This is a genomic window from Rhizobium sp. SYY.PMSO, assembly GCF_046840415.1.
Classification (GTDB): Bacteria; Pseudomonadota; Alphaproteobacteria; order Rhizobiales; family Rhizobiaceae; genus Rhizobium.
Map to the genome: position 1 here is coordinate 2,101,959 of NZ_CP177349.1, position 16,827 is coordinate 2,118,785.

At 62.3% G+C, this 16,827-nt stretch carries 11 protein-coding genes; 6 read left to right on the forward strand and 5 right to left on the reverse strand.

Annotated features, from left to right (window positions below; all coding sequences use genetic code 11):
• Nucleotides 1-22: 22 nt before the first annotated feature.
• On the reverse strand, nucleotides 23-3,268 hold the full coding sequence (locus tag ACJJVH_RS10210; RefSeq protein ID WP_412063845.1) for a response regulator: 3,246 nt from the start codon (nucleotides 3,266-3,268) through the stop codon (nucleotides 23-25).
• Nucleotides 3,269-3,585: 317 nt separating this feature from the next.
• Between ACJJVH_RS10210 and ACJJVH_RS10215 the strand changes: the two genes are divergently transcribed.
• From ACJJVH_RS10215 to ACJJVH_RS10225, 3 genes are all read left to right on the forward strand, one after another.
• The gene (locus ACJJVH_RS10215; protein WP_412063846.1) at nucleotides 3,586-5,172 is read left to right on the forward strand and encodes a trimethylamine methyltransferase family protein; all 1,587 of its coding nucleotides are present in this window, start codon (nucleotides 3,586-3,588) and stop codon (nucleotides 5,170-5,172) included.
• Between the two features lie 145 nt (nucleotides 5,173-5,317).
• Nucleotides 5,318-5,641, forward strand: a complete 324-nt coding sequence (locus ACJJVH_RS10220) for a hypothetical protein (RefSeq protein ID WP_112803692.1) — start codon at nucleotides 5,318-5,320, stop codon at nucleotides 5,639-5,641.
• A gap of 338 nt (nucleotides 5,642-5,979) precedes the next feature.
• Nucleotides 5,980-7,674 carry a DEAD/DEAH box helicase gene (locus ACJJVH_RS10225; protein ID WP_412063847.1) on the forward strand — a complete coding sequence of 565 codons (1,695 nt, stop codon included), beginning with the start codon at nucleotides 5,980-5,982 and terminating at the stop codon, nucleotides 7,672-7,674.
• Nucleotides 7,675-7,814: 140 nt separating this feature from the next.
• Here ACJJVH_RS10225 and ACJJVH_RS10230 read toward each other — a convergent pair whose 3' ends face one another.
• Complete coding sequence (locus tag ACJJVH_RS10230; protein WP_412063848.1) at nucleotides 7,815-8,708, reverse strand: DMT family transporter; 894 nt, start codon at nucleotides 8,706-8,708, stop codon at nucleotides 7,815-7,817.
• A 397-nt stretch (nucleotides 8,709-9,105) separates the two neighbouring features.
• On the opposite strand from ACJJVH_RS10230, the gene ACJJVH_RS10235 reads away from it, so the two are divergent.
• The 3 genes from ACJJVH_RS10235 to ACJJVH_RS10245 are packed head-to-tail and all read left to right on the forward strand — an operon-like array spanning nucleotide 9,106 to nucleotide 12,301.
• Nucleotides 9,106-10,515: a circularly permuted type 2 ATP-grasp protein gene (locus ACJJVH_RS10235; RefSeq protein WP_113356494.1), complete on the forward strand. Its 1,410-nt coding sequence runs from the start codon at nucleotides 9,106-9,108 to the stop codon at nucleotides 10,513-10,515.
• 7 nt (nucleotides 10,516-10,522) lie between these two features.
• Complete coding sequence (locus tag ACJJVH_RS10240) at nucleotides 10,523-11,464, forward strand: alpha-E domain-containing protein (protein ID WP_412063849.1); 942 nt, start codon at nucleotides 10,523-10,525, stop codon at nucleotides 11,462-11,464.
• Between the two features lie 12 nt (nucleotides 11,465-11,476).
• The gene (locus tag ACJJVH_RS10245) at nucleotides 11,477-12,301 is read left to right on the forward strand and encodes a transglutaminase-like domain-containing protein (protein WP_112803873.1); all 825 of its coding nucleotides are present in this window, start codon (nucleotides 11,477-11,479) and stop codon (nucleotides 12,299-12,301) included.
• A gap of 162 nt (nucleotides 12,302-12,463) precedes the next feature.
• Here the strand turns inward: ACJJVH_RS10245 and araD are convergent, their stop codons facing one another.
• From araD to araD1, 3 genes are all read right to left on the reverse strand, one after another.
• On the reverse strand, nucleotides 12,464-14,209 hold the full coding sequence (araD, locus tag ACJJVH_RS10250) for an L-arabinonate dehydratase (protein ID WP_112803684.1): 1,746 nt from the start codon (nucleotides 14,207-14,209) through the stop codon (nucleotides 12,464-12,466).
• 63 nt (nucleotides 14,210-14,272) lie between these two features.
• On the reverse strand, nucleotides 14,273-15,706 hold the full coding sequence (locus tag ACJJVH_RS10255; protein WP_412063850.1) for an aldehyde dehydrogenase family protein: 1,434 nt from the start codon (nucleotides 15,704-15,706) through the stop codon (nucleotides 14,273-14,275).
• 66 nt (nucleotides 15,707-15,772) lie between these two features.
• Nucleotides 15,773-16,771, reverse strand: coding sequence for an AraD1 family protein (gene araD1 / locus ACJJVH_RS10260; RefSeq protein WP_112803872.1), 999 nt, complete (start codon nucleotides 16,769-16,771; stop codon nucleotides 15,773-15,775).
• Nucleotides 16,772-16,827: the final 56 nt, after the last annotated feature.

A 16,827-nucleotide genomic window follows, 5' to 3' on the forward strand; every position in this document is an offset into this window, starting at 1 on the left:
TCACTTTTCCTGGAATTGCTTTCTAGTTCTTGGAACGATCGGCCTGAAAAACCGCGTCGCCGAGATAGCGCTGGATCTTGGCCTCGAGAATTTCGGGGCTGATCGGTTTTGACAGGCAGTCGTCCATGCCGGATTGCATGCAGTTGATGCGGTCGACATCCAGCGCCTGCGCCGTTACGCCGACGATGGGGACATGCCGTTCCTGTCCGAGCTGCGCCTCGAATTGCCGGATCATGCGCGTCGCCTGATGGCCGTTCATGACGGGCATGGAAACGTCCATGAGGATCAGCGAGGGCCGCAGCTGACGCCATGCATCAACAGCCGCCTGACCGTTCTCCACCACGAGAAAGCGCAGGCCGGTCGCCTGCAGGATCTGCGTGAAGACGATCTGGTTCACCTCGTTATCCTCGGCGACGAGAACGTCGAGCGCGCTGCCGCCTCTGGCCGGCGTCATCTGCTCGGTGGCGTCCGGCGCGGAGGCAACCTCCGTCTCCATCGGCAAGTGCTGCGCGGCAAGGCCCGATTGCTCGTCCGCCTGCTTCCGCCGCGCCGTCCTCACGACATCGATGATCGTGTTGCGCAGCACGTTCGAGCGTACCGGTTTCATCAGATGCGCCTGCCCGTCGACAGCGCCAAACTCCTTGTCGAAGCCGGCGACGCCCATCGATGTGAGAAACACGATCGGCAGCATGTCGAAGCGTGGATCTGCGCGAACGGCGCTCGCCACCTGATAACCGCTCATATCGCGAATACCGTCGTCGATGATGATCGCATCGACCGATACGCCCATATCGAAAGCGGCATTCAGGATAGCAAGCGCAATCTCGCCATTCTCCGCGGCGTGCCCGTCGAAACCCCATTGCGCCAGTTGCTCGGTCAAGATGCGCCGATGGGTTTCATCGTCTTCCACGATCAATATTCCGGCCTGCTTCACATTGGCCGGCAATTCCGGAGCGTCGCCGCGCGCGGCGACCAGCGGCATCGGCAGATGAACCGTGAAGACCGACCCCTTGCCCCACTCGCTTTCGACGGACAGCGATCCGCCGAAAAGATCGACGAGGCCGGCCGTGATGGCGAGGCCGAGACCCGATCCTTCGAGACGCCGTGCAAAGGACGAATCCGCCAGCGAGAACTTGTCGAAGATCGTATCGAGCTTGTCGTCGGGAATGCCGATCCCCGTGTCTTCGATACGAAGCACGAGCAATATATCGTCGTCCGGCGCCGGCTGGCTGTCCAGCTCCACCAGCACATGACCGCGCTCGGTGAACTTGATCGCGTTGCCGACGAGGTTGGTCACGATCTGCCGGAAGCGGCCGGCATCGCCGAGCATTGCCGCCGGCACGCCGGGGGCGATGCGGACCATCAACTCGATATTCTTTTCCGATGCGGCCGCGGCCAGCAAGGTCGCGATATCTTCGACGGCCTCGGCGGGATCGAACGTCATCTTGCGCAGATGCATCTCGCCGGTGTCGATGCGGGAAAAATCGAGAATGTCGTTGATGATGGTCATCAACGCATTGCCGGATTTGACGATGATGTCGACGAAGGTCTTTTGCCGGGCATCCAGATCCGTCTTGCCGAGCAATTCCGCCATGCCGAGAACGCCGTTCATCGGCGTGCGGATTTCATGGCTCATATGGGTGAGGAATTCGGATTTCGCCCGGTCCGCCGCGTTGCTGCGCGCCAGCAGCATCTGCAGGTCGGCCTCGCGTTCCTTCATGTCGGTGACGTCCGTCAGCACCACCGTCCAGCGGCGGTGCTCGCCGATCGCAGCGTCGAGCTGCATCCAGCGATCGCCGACGACCTGGAACACGCAGGAGATCGGCTTGCCCGACGCGACGTTCTCACCCCACGATTTCCGCAGGGTTTCGGACTCGTCGCCGAAATCGCCGCGTTGCGCACAATAGTCGAAGGCCGCAGACCAGTTTCTGCCGACATCAAGGAGCTCCGCCGGCAACCTCAACATGTCCTTCAGCCTGTCGTTTGCCAGCATGATGGTGCCGTCCTGCACGATCAGCAGTCCCTGCGACATGGCCTGCATGGCATCGGCCATGAGCTCGCCGAGACGTTCCAGCGCCAGGCGGGTCTCGGTGATTTCCTGTGATTGCTGCCTGACGGAGGAAATATCCGTGTAGGTCATCAGCGTCCGGCCGTTCGAGATCCGGCGGGCATCGATGATGACGGATTTGTCGTCGGCAAAGTTCACTTCCGTCTGCAGATGCTCTCCTGCCTTGCGCAGCGCTGCCAGACGCGCCTGATAAATGTCGTCGATGCTGCGGCTATCGGCGCCGAAGCGTGCCAGCTCGTAGTGTTTGGCGATCAGATCGCGATAGGGGCGGCCTTCGAAGCGATCCTGCCTCGAAAACTCCCAGATGTCGTAGAAGGCGTCGTTGACGTATTCCACGATATAGTCGCTGTTGTGGATCAGAACGCCGATCGGCATCGAACGGAGAATATTGTCGAGATCCTGGTGCAGCGCCTCGGCGCGGGCCTGCGCCTCGATCAGCTGCGTCTCCCGCTGCTTCAGTGCCGAGGTATCGGTCACGGAACCGATGGCATAGTGCCTGCCGTTCGTCGTCGCACGATTGAGGCGAATCCTCACCGGGCGCTTCACCTGCTGCCGGTTGACGATCTCGCTTTCGAATTCATGCCCTCGCCCTTCGCGCAGCACGGCCTCGTTTTCCGCGAAGAAGTCGTCGGCGCCGACGTCGAACATCTCGCGCTCGGTCTTCCCCAGCATTTCCGCAAGGTCGAGCCCGATGATGTCGGCATGCGCGGCATTGGCATAGATCAGCCGATGGTCCTCGTCACGCACGAAGGTGGCGACCGGCAGGTCTTCCAGAACGCTGCGAAAAAAACCGGCTTCCTCGACATCCTTGCGCACTGCCCCGGCAGCGGAAACATCGTGCTCTGCCGCCGAAGCGGCGAGAAATATGCCAAATATGTAGACGCGCTCTTCCGAAGGAGAGAAGCTTTCGATCTGGACGCGCGAACGTCGGCGGCCCGACGCATCGAAGCACAGCGCCACCTCTTCCGAGCCGAAGACGAGCGCGCGGCGCTCCCTGTCCTCCCTGTCGGCGCTTTCGGCTGCATCGAGAAGATCATGGCTGCGATTGCCGATGAAATCGGAAATCTCACGCCCGAAAAAACGCGCATAGGCTTCGTTGACGGCGACGTAGCGCAGTTCGCTGTTCTTGATGTAGGCGGGCCTGTCCAGATAGGCGATCCGGTGGCACGCTATGTCAAGCAGTTCACCGTCCAGGGTCAAATGGAGCCTCTCTTCTCACCACGCATGACAGTTCATGAGACCACGCTCTAGCACATGTCGCTTTAACAAGCCGTTAACCATGTTTAACCATCGCGGCCACGTCGCGTTCTGACCATGCACTATCCTATAACGGTCATGCCGTGGTCGCAAACAACGACAGCACGCGGCCGTAAACTCTGCCAAGAATCCCATGAAGCAATCCCGGAGGCGTCTGCGGCGGTCGTCGCTCCGGAACTGCGTAAAAACAAGGACATGGAGCGGCAGCGCGGCTCTCGCCGAACGTTTGTCGCCCCGACCGATCACTGGGAGCGAGTGTCATGAGCGACGAAGCAAGCCTGACCCTGAACGAAGCGCAGAATGCGGCGGCGACAGGGGAGCGGCGGCGGCGTGCCGGCGGGCGCGGGGCCGAGCGCAGCCGCAAGCCGAGCGGCACGAAATACCTCAATCTCGTCAACAATCTCGCTCACACGGAACTCCTGTCTCCCGAGGCGCTGGACGACATTCACAACGCCTCCCTGACCATTCTCGAAGAGATCGGCATGGACATCATCCTGCCGGAAGCGCGCGAACGGATGAAGGCCGCCGGCGCCGATGTCACGCCGGGCAAGGAACGCGTGCGCTTCGACCGCGGCATGATCATGGAGTTGATCGCCTCCGTGCCCTCGACCTTCACCCTGCATGCCCGTAACCCGCTCAGAAGTGTCCAGATCGGCGGCCGTAACCTCGTCTTCGCCCAGGTTGCCTCCGCGCCCTTCGTCGCAGACCGCGAAGGCGGCAGGAGAGCCGGCAATCAGGAGGATTTCCGCAAGCTCATCAAGCTCGCCCAGTCCTTCGACGTCATCCACATGACCGGCGGCTATCCCGTCGAACCCGTCGATATCCACGCCTCGGTGCGCCATCTCGATTGCCTGTCCGACATCGTGAAGCTCACCGACAAGGCTTTTCACTGCTATTCGCTCGGCAAGCAGCGCAATCTCGACGCCATCGAGATCGCCCGCATCGGCCGCGGCATCAGCATGGAGCAGATGGAGCGCGAACCCTCGCTCTTCACCATCATCAACTCCTCCTCACCGCTGCGTCTCGACGGGCCGATGCTGCAAGGCATCATCGAAATGTCGTCGCGCGGCCAGGTCGTGGTGGTCACGCCGTTCACGCTGGCAGGCGCCATGGCGCCCGTCACGATCGCCGGCGCGCTGGTGCAGCAGAATGCCGAGGCGCTCTGCGGCATCGCCTTCACACAGATGGTGCGCAGGGGCGCGCCGGTCATGTATGGCGGCTTTACCTCCAACGTCGACATGAAGACGGGAGCGCCCGCCTTCGGCACGCCGGAATATATGAAGGCCGTGATTGCCGGCGGCCAGCTCGCCCGCCGCTACGGCATTCCCTACCGCACCTCGAACACCAATGCTTCCAACACGCTCGATGCCCAGGCGGCCTACGAATCGGCCCTCTCCCTGTGGGCTTTGACCCAGGGCGGCGGCAATTTCGTTCTGCACGCCGCCGGCTGGAGCGAGGGCGGCCTGACGGCCTCCTTCGAGAAATTCATCCTCGACATCGACATGCTGCAGATGGTCGCGGAATTCCTGGCGCCGCTCGATGTCAGCGCCGACGCCCTGGCGCTGGAGGCCGTGCGCGATGTCGGTCCCGGCGGCCATTATTTCGGCACGGCACACACGCTCGCGCGCTACGAAACCGCCTTCTACTCGCCGATCCTCTCGGACTGGCGAAACCACGAGACCTGGACGGAAGCCGGCAGGCCCACAACCTACGATCATGCCAACCGCATCTTCAAGGAAACGCTCGCCCGCTATGAGCAACCGCCGCTCGATCCGGCCATAGAGGAAGAGCTCGACGCCTTCGTCGCCAAGCGCAAGGAAGAAGGTGGCGTTCCCACCGATTTCTAGCTGAAAATCAACGAGTTTCGTCCGCTCCATCATGAACGAAATTTAATGTCGCGGTCCATGTTTTAGCCGCGACTTCGCCCCCTTTGCCCTGCACCTTCAAATCCGGCTTCGGCTGGGAGGCCTCTGTTTTGGGAAAGGGATCTCAATGTCTGTGCTTCGCACTTTAACGACGGCCGGTTTGATCGCGCTGACACTTGGCAGCGCCGCCACCGTAACCACCACCTCTGCCGGCGCCTCCGAGCGCGGCGCCATTTTCGGCGGTCTTGCCGCCGGTGTCGTCGGCGGCGCCCTGGTGGCGGGAGCCATGCGACCGGCCTACCCGGCCTATTATCCTGCCTACCCCGCCTATCCGGCCTATTACGCCGGCCCGGTCTATGAGCGCGTTTACGTGCGCCCCTACCCCAGATGCTATTGGGCCTGGCGCCACGATGGCTGGGGACGGCCCTATCGTGTCGAGGTCTGCCGCTGAAGCCTGACGCCCCGCACGGTGCCGGCGGCGTCCCTGTCAGTCTATCTCCGATCTCGAATGCCGTCGGTTTTCCGGCGGCATTTTCGTCTGTCTGTTGAAAAGCTTTTGCTCACACCCCTTGACTTTGGCAGCAATTAGGACCAAATGCGCCTCAGCTTTCACCTTCCGGCCGCCGCGTGAGCGTGCCCTGCGGGACTAGACGTACGCAAGAGAAGGACAAAAGCGCTTGATATGAAGAGACCGTACCCCAAGACGGTCGGATGCGCTGGAAAGCTTTTTCCAACTTACAAGTTCCCACTTCACGCGGGGTTCTTGACGCCAGAGACAGACCGGACCGCATGGTGCGACCCGGCCTATTTGCTTTGGCGCCCCCGAAAGGTATTGAATTGACCGATTTTCACTCGCTTGGCCTCTCCAAGCAGATCGTCGACACGCTGTCGCAGAACAACTTCGCGACGCCGACGCCCATCCAGGCACAGGCGATTCCGCTCGTTCTCCAGGGCCGCGATCTCATCGGCCTCGCCCAGACCGGCACCGGCAAGACGGCCGCATTCGGCCTCCCGATCATCGAAATGCTGCTGAAGGACGCCAAGCGCCCCGACAACCGTACCGTCCGCACGCTGATCCTCGCCCCGACCCGCGAACTGGTGAACCAGATCGCCGACAACCTCAAGCTCTTCGTCCGCAAGTCGCCGCTGCGCATTAACCTCGTAGTCGGCGGCGCGTCGATCAACAAGCAGCAGCTTCAGCTCGAGCGCGGCACCGACATCCTCGTCGCCACGCCGGGCCGTCTCCTCGATCTCATCAACCGCCGCGCCCTGTCGCTCGGCCACGTCACCCACCTCGTCCTCGACGAGGCCGACCAGATGCTCGATCTCGGCTTCATCCACGACCTGCGAAAGATCGCCAAGCTCGTGCCTGCCAAGCGCCAGACGCTGCTGTTCTCGGCCACCATGCCGAAGGCGATCGCCGATCTCGCTTCCGATTATCTGAACAACCCGGTCAAGGTCGAAGTCTCGCCTCCGGGTAAAGCGGCCGACAAGGTGGAACAGTATGTTCACTTCGTCGCCGGCCAGAACCACAAGACCGAAATCCTCAAGGAAACGATCTCCGCCAATCCGGATGGCCGCGCCATCGTCTTCCTGCGCACCAAGCATGGCGCCGAGAAGCTGATGAAGCACCTCGATCACGTCGGTTTTGCTGCCGCCTCCATTCACGGCAACAAGAGCCAGGGCCAGCGCGAGCGCGCGCTCAAGGGCTTCCGTGATGGTGAGGTCCGCGTTCTCGTCGCAACCGACGTCGCCGCCCGCGGCATCGATATCCCCGGCGTTTCGCATGTCTACAACTTCGACCTGCCAGAAGTTCCGGACGCCTATGTCCATCGCATCGGCCGCACCGCGCGCGCCGGCCGCGACGGCATTGCCATCGCCTTCTGCGCGCCGGATGAAATCCGCCTGCTGCGCGACATCGAGCGCCTGATGGGCATCGAGATTGCCGTCGCCAGCGGTGAGGCTCCGGCCGATCGCGGCCGTCCCGTTCGCGGCAAGGGTCGCGGCGGCCAGGGTCAAGGTCAGGGTCAGGGCCGTGGCGCAGGCCAGGGTCGCGCCGAAGGTCGCCCGGCTCGTCCGGCCCGTCGTCCCTTCTTCGACAAGGAAAACGGCGAAGCCCGCGGCCAGAACGGCGAGCGTCAGGAACGTCGCCCGCGCGAAGACCGCCCGCAACGGGAAAACAACCGCAACGCCGATTTCCGCGGCCAGCGCCGCAACGAGCAGACGCCGCGCCCGGAAGTAGACAACGATCTCGCATCGACGTCCGATTTCCGTCCGGCGCGCAAGCCGCATCACGGCAATGCCGCGAATGGCAATGGCGCAGCTCATGAGGGCGGTGCCCATCGCGGACAGCGCCACGCTCATGGCCGTCCGGCAGGCCGTCATGGCGAGGAGCGTGGCCAGGGCGAACAGCGCAACGCCGGCAATGGCCGCATGCGCCGTCGCGGCCCGGGCAATGGCGGCCAACGCCGCGAACGCGCCTGATACGATAGACCCATAGATGACAGACAAGGGGGCCGATTGGCCCCCTTGTTTTTTGGATCAGCGCAACGATTTTCCGTCCGGAATCGCGTAAAAACAAGGATAGAGCGATTCCGTGAAATGCGGAACCGCTCCGGGCCAGCCTATTCCGGCACCACATCCGCCGCGCGCCGGTTGGTGAGATAGACGCCGATCACGACGATGACCGTGCCGATGACGATCGGCAGCGTCAGCGGCTCGCCAAAGGCAATCGCCGCTTCGATGGCGACGGCCGGCGGCATGAGGTAGATCAGCGATGCCGCACGCGAAACCTGGCCGCGCCGGATGAGATAGAGCAGCAGGCCGACCGCACCCATGGAGAGACCGAAGACAGACCAGAGCAAGGCGACGATAGCCTCCTGCGTCCCGTCGAAATGGAGGTCCTCGAATATGAAGGCCAGCGGCACGGTCACGATCAGCGCCCCGACATATTGCAATGTCGCGATGGTGCGCAGGTCTCCGGTCTGCAGGTGCCGCTTCTGGTAGAGCGTGCCGTAAGTCACCGACACCATCGCCAGCAGATTGACGGCCAGGGGAACCGCGGCCTGCCAGAGGTCGGCCGCGTCGGTCGTCAGGAGCTTCGGCGAGATCGCGATGGCAATGCCGAGAAAACCGAGCAGCAGGCCGACGCGCTGGATCGGCTGCAGCCGTTCGCCGACGAGAAACGGCGCGGCCATCGCGGTCATCAGAGGCTGCAGCGCCGCGATGATGCCGGAAATGCCGGCCGGCACGCCTTCGGCAATCGCCCACCACAGGCCGGCCAGATAGAGGCCATGCAGGAACATGCCGGAATAGATGGCGCGAAACACGCTCGACCAGTCGCGCGGCCACCTGGCGCCGACGATCGAACAGAGCAGCACGAAAGCGAGCGCCGACAGCGCATAGCGCATCATCAGGAACGTGAACGGACCCGAATGCAGCGAGGCATACTTGGCGACGATCCAGCCGGTGGACCATAGAAAGACGAAAATCGCCGGCGCGAACTTATCGAGGGACATGAAAATGGACCGCTATGCGTGTGATGCGCGGGAACCGAAACGGGGGCGAACTCGGAATGCCGCGCGAGGGGCTGCAGGCTGATAGCCGATGGCAGCAACGCGGTCAAAATCGATCTGCTGAAAACAGCGATCAATTTTTCTTCACCGCATACGTGCCGTCGCACAGCTTCAGGAAAGCAGAGCCGCCATCCCGAAGTGCAGTCTGCAAAAGAAGCAGATGCTTAAATTTTGATCCCTGTGCAAGGACGAGACGCGGCAAATAGAGAAAGCGCCATCGCTAAATACGGGCAAATCCTCCATTTTTCGGTTTGGCGAAATTCGTGCGGCCAACTGCGCATAGTTCTTGCATTGTCGAAATTGTTGTATTCAAATGGAAAAAAATACGGGGACCGCACCTTTGGCATTTGATGAAATGATGACTGCGGATGAAAATCCGCGCGCGCCTTACGAGAAATACTTCGAGTGGTACTCAGGCCAGGATAGAGGCCATCTCATTGCCAAATCCCGCGATGCGGAAAACATCTTCCGGAAGACGGGGATTACCTTCGCGGTTTACGGACACGCAGACTCCTCCGAAAAGCTCATTCCTTTCGACATTATCCCCCGCATCATATCAGGCCGGGAATGGCGCAAGCTCGCCCAGGGCATCGAACAGCGGGTCGTCGCACTCAATGCTTTCCTTCACGATATCTATCACAAGCAGGAAATCATCCGCGCCGGCCGCATCCCGCGCGAGCTGATCGAGAAAAACGACGCCTTCCTGCCCGAGATGATCGGCTTCCGGCCGCCGGGTGGTGTCTATACCCACATCGTCGGCACCGACATCGTCCGCACCGGCGAAGATCAGTTCTATGTGCTGGAGGACAATGCCCGCACGCCTTCCGGCGTCAGCTACATGCTGGAAAACCGTGAAACGATGATGCAGATGTTTCCGGAGCTGTTTCATCAGAACAAGGTGCAACGCGTCGAAGACTATCCGCTGCTGCTGCGCCAGAGCCTGGCGTCGCTCGCCCCTCCCGGCTGTAGCGGCAAGCCGCGCGTCGCCGTGCTGACGCCCGGCATCTACAACTCCGCCTATTACGAGCATTCCTTCCTTGCCGACATGATGGGCGTGGAGCTGGTGGAAGGCTCGGACCTTCGCGTCATCGACGGCAAGGTGAAGATGCGCACGACGCGCGGCTACGAGGCCATCGACGTGCTCTATCGCCGCGTCGATGACGATTTCCTCGACCCCCTCACCTTCCGCCCGGATTCCGCGCTCGGCATTCCCGGCATCATGGATGTCTATCGCGCCGGCCACATCACGATCGCCAATGCGCCCGGCACCGGCATTTCCGACGACAAGGCCATCTACTCCTATATGCCGGAGATCGTCGAATTCTACACCGGCCGCAAGCCGATCCTCGAGAACGTGCCGACCTGGCGCTGTTCGGAGCCCGACAGCCTGAAATATGTGCTGGATAATCTCGCCGATCTCGTCGTCAAGGAGGTCCACGGCTCCGGCGGCTACGGCATGCTCGTCGGCCCGACGGCCACGAAGAAGGAGCGGACGGCCTTTGCAGAAAAGCTCAGGAGCAAGCCGAACAACTACATCGCGCAGCCGACCCTTTCGCTGTCGACCGTGCCGATCCTGGTCAACAAGGGCATTGCGCCGCGGCATGTCGACCTGCGGCCCTATGTTCTCGTGTCCGACAAGGTACGGATCATCCCCGGCGGGCTGACCCGCGTGGCGCTGAAGGAAGGCTCGCTGGTGGTCAATTCCAGCCAGGGTGGCGGCACCAAAGACACCTGGGTTCTGGAGGACTGAAACGGACATGCTTGGAAGAACCGCGAATGGCCTCTACTGGATGTTCCGCTATATCGAGCGTGCGGAAAACATAGCGCGCCTGGTCGATGCCGGGCAACGCATGTCGCTGACGCGCAGCGGCGCCGTCGATGACGACTGGGACGGCGTCCTGCAAAGCGCCGGCGTGCGCGAAGCCTACAATGAAGTGCACGGCAAGCTGACCGGCACCGACGCGATCGATTATCTGATGCGCGATCGCACCAATCCATCGAGCGTGATGTCCTGCATCGAATACGGCCGCAACAACGCCCGCATGGTACGCACGGCCCTGACCCGCGACACCTGGGAGGCCACCAACGAATGCTGGATCGAACTGAAGTCGCTGCTCGGCAAGAAGCTGAAAACGGCCGAGCTGCCGGAAACGATCGACGTCATCAAGCAGCGCGCCGGGCTGATCCGCGGCGCCTTCCACGGCTCGATGCTACGCAACGAACTCTATAACTTCGCCCGCATCGGCACCTTCATCGAACGCGCCGACAATACGGCCCGCATCCTCGACGTGAAATATTACGTCCTGCTGCCGTCCGTCTCGCATGTCGGCTCCTCGCTCGACAATGCGCAATGGGAATCGATCCTGCGGTCCGTCTCGGCGCATCGGGCCTACAAATGGGCCTACGATCCCGAGTACAAGCCTGCCAACATTGCCGATTTCCTGATCCTGAACGGGCAGATGCCGCGCTCGCTTGCCTATTGCTACGACAAGATCGTCAGCAACATGGGTTATCTCAGCGCCGAATACGAAACACGGCTGCCGGCCCACGATACGGCCGAAACGATCCGCCAGTCGCTGCAGCGGCTGACGATCAAGCGCATCATGGACCAGGGCCTGCACGAATTCCTCGAGGATTTCGTCGCCCACAACAACAAGCTTGGCGCGGAGATTTCCGATGGCTACCGGTTCTATGAGTAGGTGGGCGATATCATGAGACTGACGATCAGCCACATCACCGAATATCGCTACCACGAGCCGGCGCAATTCTCCCTGCAACGCTTGCGCCTCACCCCGCTGACGGATGTCGGGCAAACGGTCCTGAACTGGAAACTGTCCGTCGAGGGCGCCAGTCCGGAAGTCGAGTATGACGACCAGTTCGGCAATCGCATTACCCTCGTCTCGCTCGACGGCCAGCAGGAGGCAACGAGAATCAGCGCGACCGGCGAAGTCGAAACGCAGGATCTCAACGGAGTCATGGGAGAGCATCTCGGCTTCGCTCCGCTTTGGCTCTACCTGCGGGAATCGCCACGCACCAAGGCCGGCAAACTGACGAAAGATCTGCTGCGCAATATTTCCGGCGACAACGAACTCGGCAAGATGCATGCCCTGATGTCCGCGATCCATCAAACGGTGGAATACAAACCGGGCACCAGCGACACCGAGACAACGGCGGAGCAGGCACTGGAAGCCAAAAGCGGTGTCTGCCAGGATCATGCCCATATCTTCATCGCCGGCGCCCGCGCATTGCGCATTCCGGCGCGCTATGTCTCCGGCTATCTCATGATGGACGGCAAGAACGAGCAGGCCGCAACGCACGCCTGGGCCGAAGCGCATATTCCCGGCCTTGGCTGGGTCGGCTTCGACCCGGCCAACGACGTCTGCCCCGATGCCCGTTATGTTCGCATCGCGACGGGCCTCTGCTACCGCGACGCGGCCCCCGTCTCCGGCATGCGGGTCGGCACGCCGGGCGAGACCCTCACGGTGAAGGTGACGGTCGCGAGCCAGGGGCAAAGTCAAAATCAAAGCCAGAGTTAAGAGCGGCACTGCGTTCGACGGGAATGGCTGGGCCGCTCCATCTCATCGTTGTTGTGCGATTCCGCGCGGAAGATCGCCGCGCACTTTCCTGGCATTTCTATAGCGACTTATGAAAAGGGCGGGGCTTCCGCCCCGCCCCCTTTTTCAATTCAGGCATTCGTTTCAGTGGCTGTCGCGGTTGTTCGGGATTTCCGAGCCGCGTGGGCCGACGAGGAAGTCGAGGTCGGCGCCGGTATCGGCCTGCATGACCGACTTCACATACAGACCGCCGTAGCCGCCGTTGAGCGGCTTGACCGGCGAAACCCAGGCGGCGCGGCGCTTCGCCAGTTCCTCATCCGAAACCTCGAGCTGGATCGTGCGGGCCGGGACGTCGACGGCGATGATGTCGCCGTTCTGGACCAGCGCCAGCGGGCCGCCATCGGCTGCTTCCGGCGCGGTATGCAGGATGACGGTGCCGTAGGCCGTGCCGGACATGCGCGCGTCGGAAATGCGGATCATGTCGGTGATGCCCTTCTTCAGCACCTTGGGCGGCAGGCCCATGTTGCCGACCTCGGCCATGCCCGGATAACCCTTCGGGCCGCAATATTTCAGCACCATGATGCAGGTCTCGTCGATGTCGAGATCGTCGCGGTTGATGCGGGCGTGATAGTCCTCGATACTTTCGAAGACCACGGCGCGGCCCTTGTGCTGCATCAGATGCGGCGAAGCGGCCGACGGCTTCAAGACCGCGCCCTTCGGCGCAAGATTGCCGCGCAGAACCGCGATGCCGCCCGACTGCGTCAGCGCCTTCTCCCTGGGAACGATGACGTCGTCATTGTAGTTGACCACATCCTTGACGCCGGCCCAGATCGTGTCGCCGGTGACGGTGATAGCATCCTTGTGCAGCAGGCCCATTTCGCCGACTGCCTTGATGACGACAGGCAGGCCGCCGGCATAATAGAACTCTTCCATCAGGTGCTTGCCCGACGGCTGCAGGTTGACGATCGTCGGCACTTCGCGGCCCAGACGATCCCAATCGTCGAGCGACAGATCGACGCCGACGCGGCCGGCCAGCGCCAGCAGGTGCAAGACGGCGTTGGTCGAACCGCCGACGGCACCGTTGACGCGGATCGCGTTTTCAAAAGCTTCCTTCGTCAGGATGTCGGAAGGCTTCAGATCCTCCTTCACCATGTCGACGATACGCCGGCCGGAAAGCTGCGAGATGACACGGCGACGGGCATCGACGGCCGGAATGGCGGCGTTGCCGGGCAGCGTCATCCCGAGCGCTTCGGCCATCGACGCCATGGTCGAGGCCGTACCCATGGTCATACAGCTGCCGGCCGAGCGGGCCATGCCCTGTTCCGCATCCATGAATTCGTCGAGTGACATCTCGCCGGACTTGACCATTTCCGAGAACTGCCAGATCGCCGTGCCGGAGCCGACATCCTTGCCGCGCCACTTGCCGTTCAGCATCGGGCCGCCGGACACGAGGATGACCGGGATGTCGACGGAAGCTGCACCCATCAGCAGGCTCGGCGTAGTCTTGTCGCAGCCGCCGAGCAGCACGACGCCATCGACCGGATTGCCGCGGATCGCCTCTTCGACGTCCATGGCTGCAAGGTTGCGGAACATCATAGCCGTCGGGCGCAGCGTGCTTTCGCCAACGGAGAAGACAGGAAATTCGACGGGGAAGCCGCCCGCCTCGTAGACCCCGCGCTTCACGCGCTCTGCAAGATCGCGCAGATGCGCGTTGCAGGGGGTCAGCTCCGACCAGGTATTACAGATGCCGATGATCGGGCGACCATCGAACGTATCGGCCGGCAGGCCCTGGTTCTTCATCCAGGAGCGATGCATGATCGCGTTCTTGCCGGTGCCGCCGAACCAGTCGTAGGAGCGCAGTCTGCGCGGCCATTCAGCTTTCTTCTTCATAGTCTCAGTACCTTTTGAGTCGCCCGGGCCGCCTCGTTCGCGCCCGGGCCGTGAAGTCGGCGGTCAGGCCAGCGTGTAGGCGGTCTTGACCGTGGTGAAGAACTCGGTGGCGTACTTGCCCTGTTCGCGCGGACCGAAGGACGAGCCCTTGCGGCCGCCGAACGGCACATGGAAATCGACGCCCGCCGTCGGCAGGTTGACCATCACCATGCCCGCTTCCGCATTGCGCTTGAAATGCGTTGCGTATTTCAGGCTCGTGGTGGCGATGCCGGAGGACAGACCGAACGGCGTGTCGTTGGCGGTTGCCAGCGCCTCTTCATAGTCCTTCACCCGAATGACGGAAGCGACCGGCCCGAAGATCTCCTCGCGGCTGATGCGCATCTGGTTCGTCGCCTCGGTGAACAGCGTCGGCTGCAGGTAGAAGCCGGGCGTGTCGCGGCTGACGAGCTCGCCGCCGAAGGCGAGCTTTGCACCTTCTTGGCGGCCGATCTCGATATAGTCCGTGTCGGTCTTCAGTTGCTTGGCGTCGACGACCGGGCCGATATGGGTTCCGGCCTTGATCGCATTGTCGACGGTGAGCGTCTTCAGCTTCTCCGTCAGCGCCGCCACGAACTTGTCGTGAATGCCTTCGGTAACGATGAGACGCGACGAGGCCGTGCAGCGCTGGCCGGTCGAGAAGAAGGCGGAATTGGCGGCCGCCTCGACCGCGACAGTCAGATCGGCATCGTCAAGCACGACCATCGGGTTCTTGCCGCCCATTTCGAGCTGGTACTTGCGGCCATGCTCGACGGAGGAGAGCGCCACGCGCTTGCCGGTGCCGACCGAGCCGGTGAAGGTGATGCCGGACAGAACCGGGCTGTCGAGCATCGCCTGGCCGACGACCGAGCCCTTGCCCATGACGAGGTTCAGGACACCCTTCGGCAGGCCGGCGCGATGGAGGATATCGACGATCGCCCAGGAGCAGCCAGGCACGAGATCGGCCGGCTTGAAGACGATGGTGTTGCCGTAGCAGAGCGCCGGCGCGATCTTCCAGGCGGGAATGGCAATCGGGAAATTCCAGGGCGTGATGATGCCGATGACGCCGAGCGGCTCGCGGGTGATTTCGACGCCGATATTCGGACGCACGGAGGGAAGCACCTCGCCCGCAAGACGCAGCGCCTCGCCGGCGAAGAATTCGAAGATCTGCGCGGCGCGGATCGTCTCGCCGATCGCCTCGGGCAAGGTCTTGCCCTCCTCGCGGGCAAGCAATGCGCCAAGTTCGTCCTTGCGCGCCAAAATCTCGTCGCCAGCCTTCTTCAGGATCGTGTGGCGCTCCAGAATGCCGGAACGGGACCATGCGGGGAAGGCCGCCTTGGCGGCAGCGATCGCATCGGCGACATCCTGAACGCCGGCGCTGGCATAAAGGCCGACGACCTCGTTCGTGTCAGACGGGTTGATACTTTCGCTACCGTTCGTTCCGGTCCACTCGCCGGCGATCAGGTTCTGATGAATGGTCATGGCGTCATGCCTTTCTGGATCGTATGGAAAACCCCCGGCCGATCCCTTGCGGCCGGGCTCGACGAATTAGAGTTGGCGAACAGCCACATTTTCCTCGGCCGCGACAGCCAGCGGATTGCGCAGCGGCAAGCCGAATTCACCCACTTCGATCTCGAATACGTCGCCCGCCTCCGGCTTAATGCCCTCGGCAAACGAGAGCGTCGCCGTGCCGAACATGTGCACATGCACGTCGCCGGGAACGCGGAAAAGACCATACTTGAAGTGATGATATTCAAGGTTTGCGAAGGTGTGGGACATATTCGCCTCCCCCGACAGGAACGGCTTTTCGAAGATCACCCTGTCGCCGCGCCTGATGCGGGACGTGCCGCGAATATCGTCCGGGGCAGCGCCGATGCGGATTTCCGGCCCGAAGCTCGCCGGACGCAGCTTGGAATGGGCAAGGTAGAGATAGTTGATCCGCTCGGTGACGTGATCGGAAAATTCGTTCGACAGCGCAAAGCCGATGCGGAACGGCGTGCCGTCCTTCGCGATGACGTAGATGCCGGCCATCTCAGGCTCTTCGCCGCCGTCGAGCGCGAAGGAAGGCGACACCAGCGCATCACCTGGAGCCGCGGCGCCATAGCCATTACCCTTGTAGAACCATTCCGGCTGCACGCCCTTCTCGCCATCCTTGGGCTTGCCGCCCTCGATGCCCATCCTGAACATCTTCATGGAATCGGTCAGCGTCTCTTCCGCCGCCTCGGTCGTCTTCTTGTGCATGGAATCGCGGGTGGCGGCCGAGCCCAGATGCGTCAGGCCGGTGCCGGTCAGATGCATGTGCGCGGCGTCAGGATGCGTGATCGGCGGCAGGAAACGGCCTTCGGCATAGGCTTTTTCGAGATCGACGGCATCGCCGAGACCATGGGCCTCGATAACGGCGGCAAGCGACTTTCCACCGTCGGCCGCTTCCATCGCGAGCTTGTAGACACTGCCGCCATTGACGACGGCCTTGGCAACTTCGCCCGGGCCGTTCCGCACGGCAACGACGATTTCGCCGTTCGAGCCCTTGATCTGCGAGATGAGCATATGTTTCATCCTTTCCTAACGGACAGAGATCGGATGCAATCCGCCGTTCCGGCTCT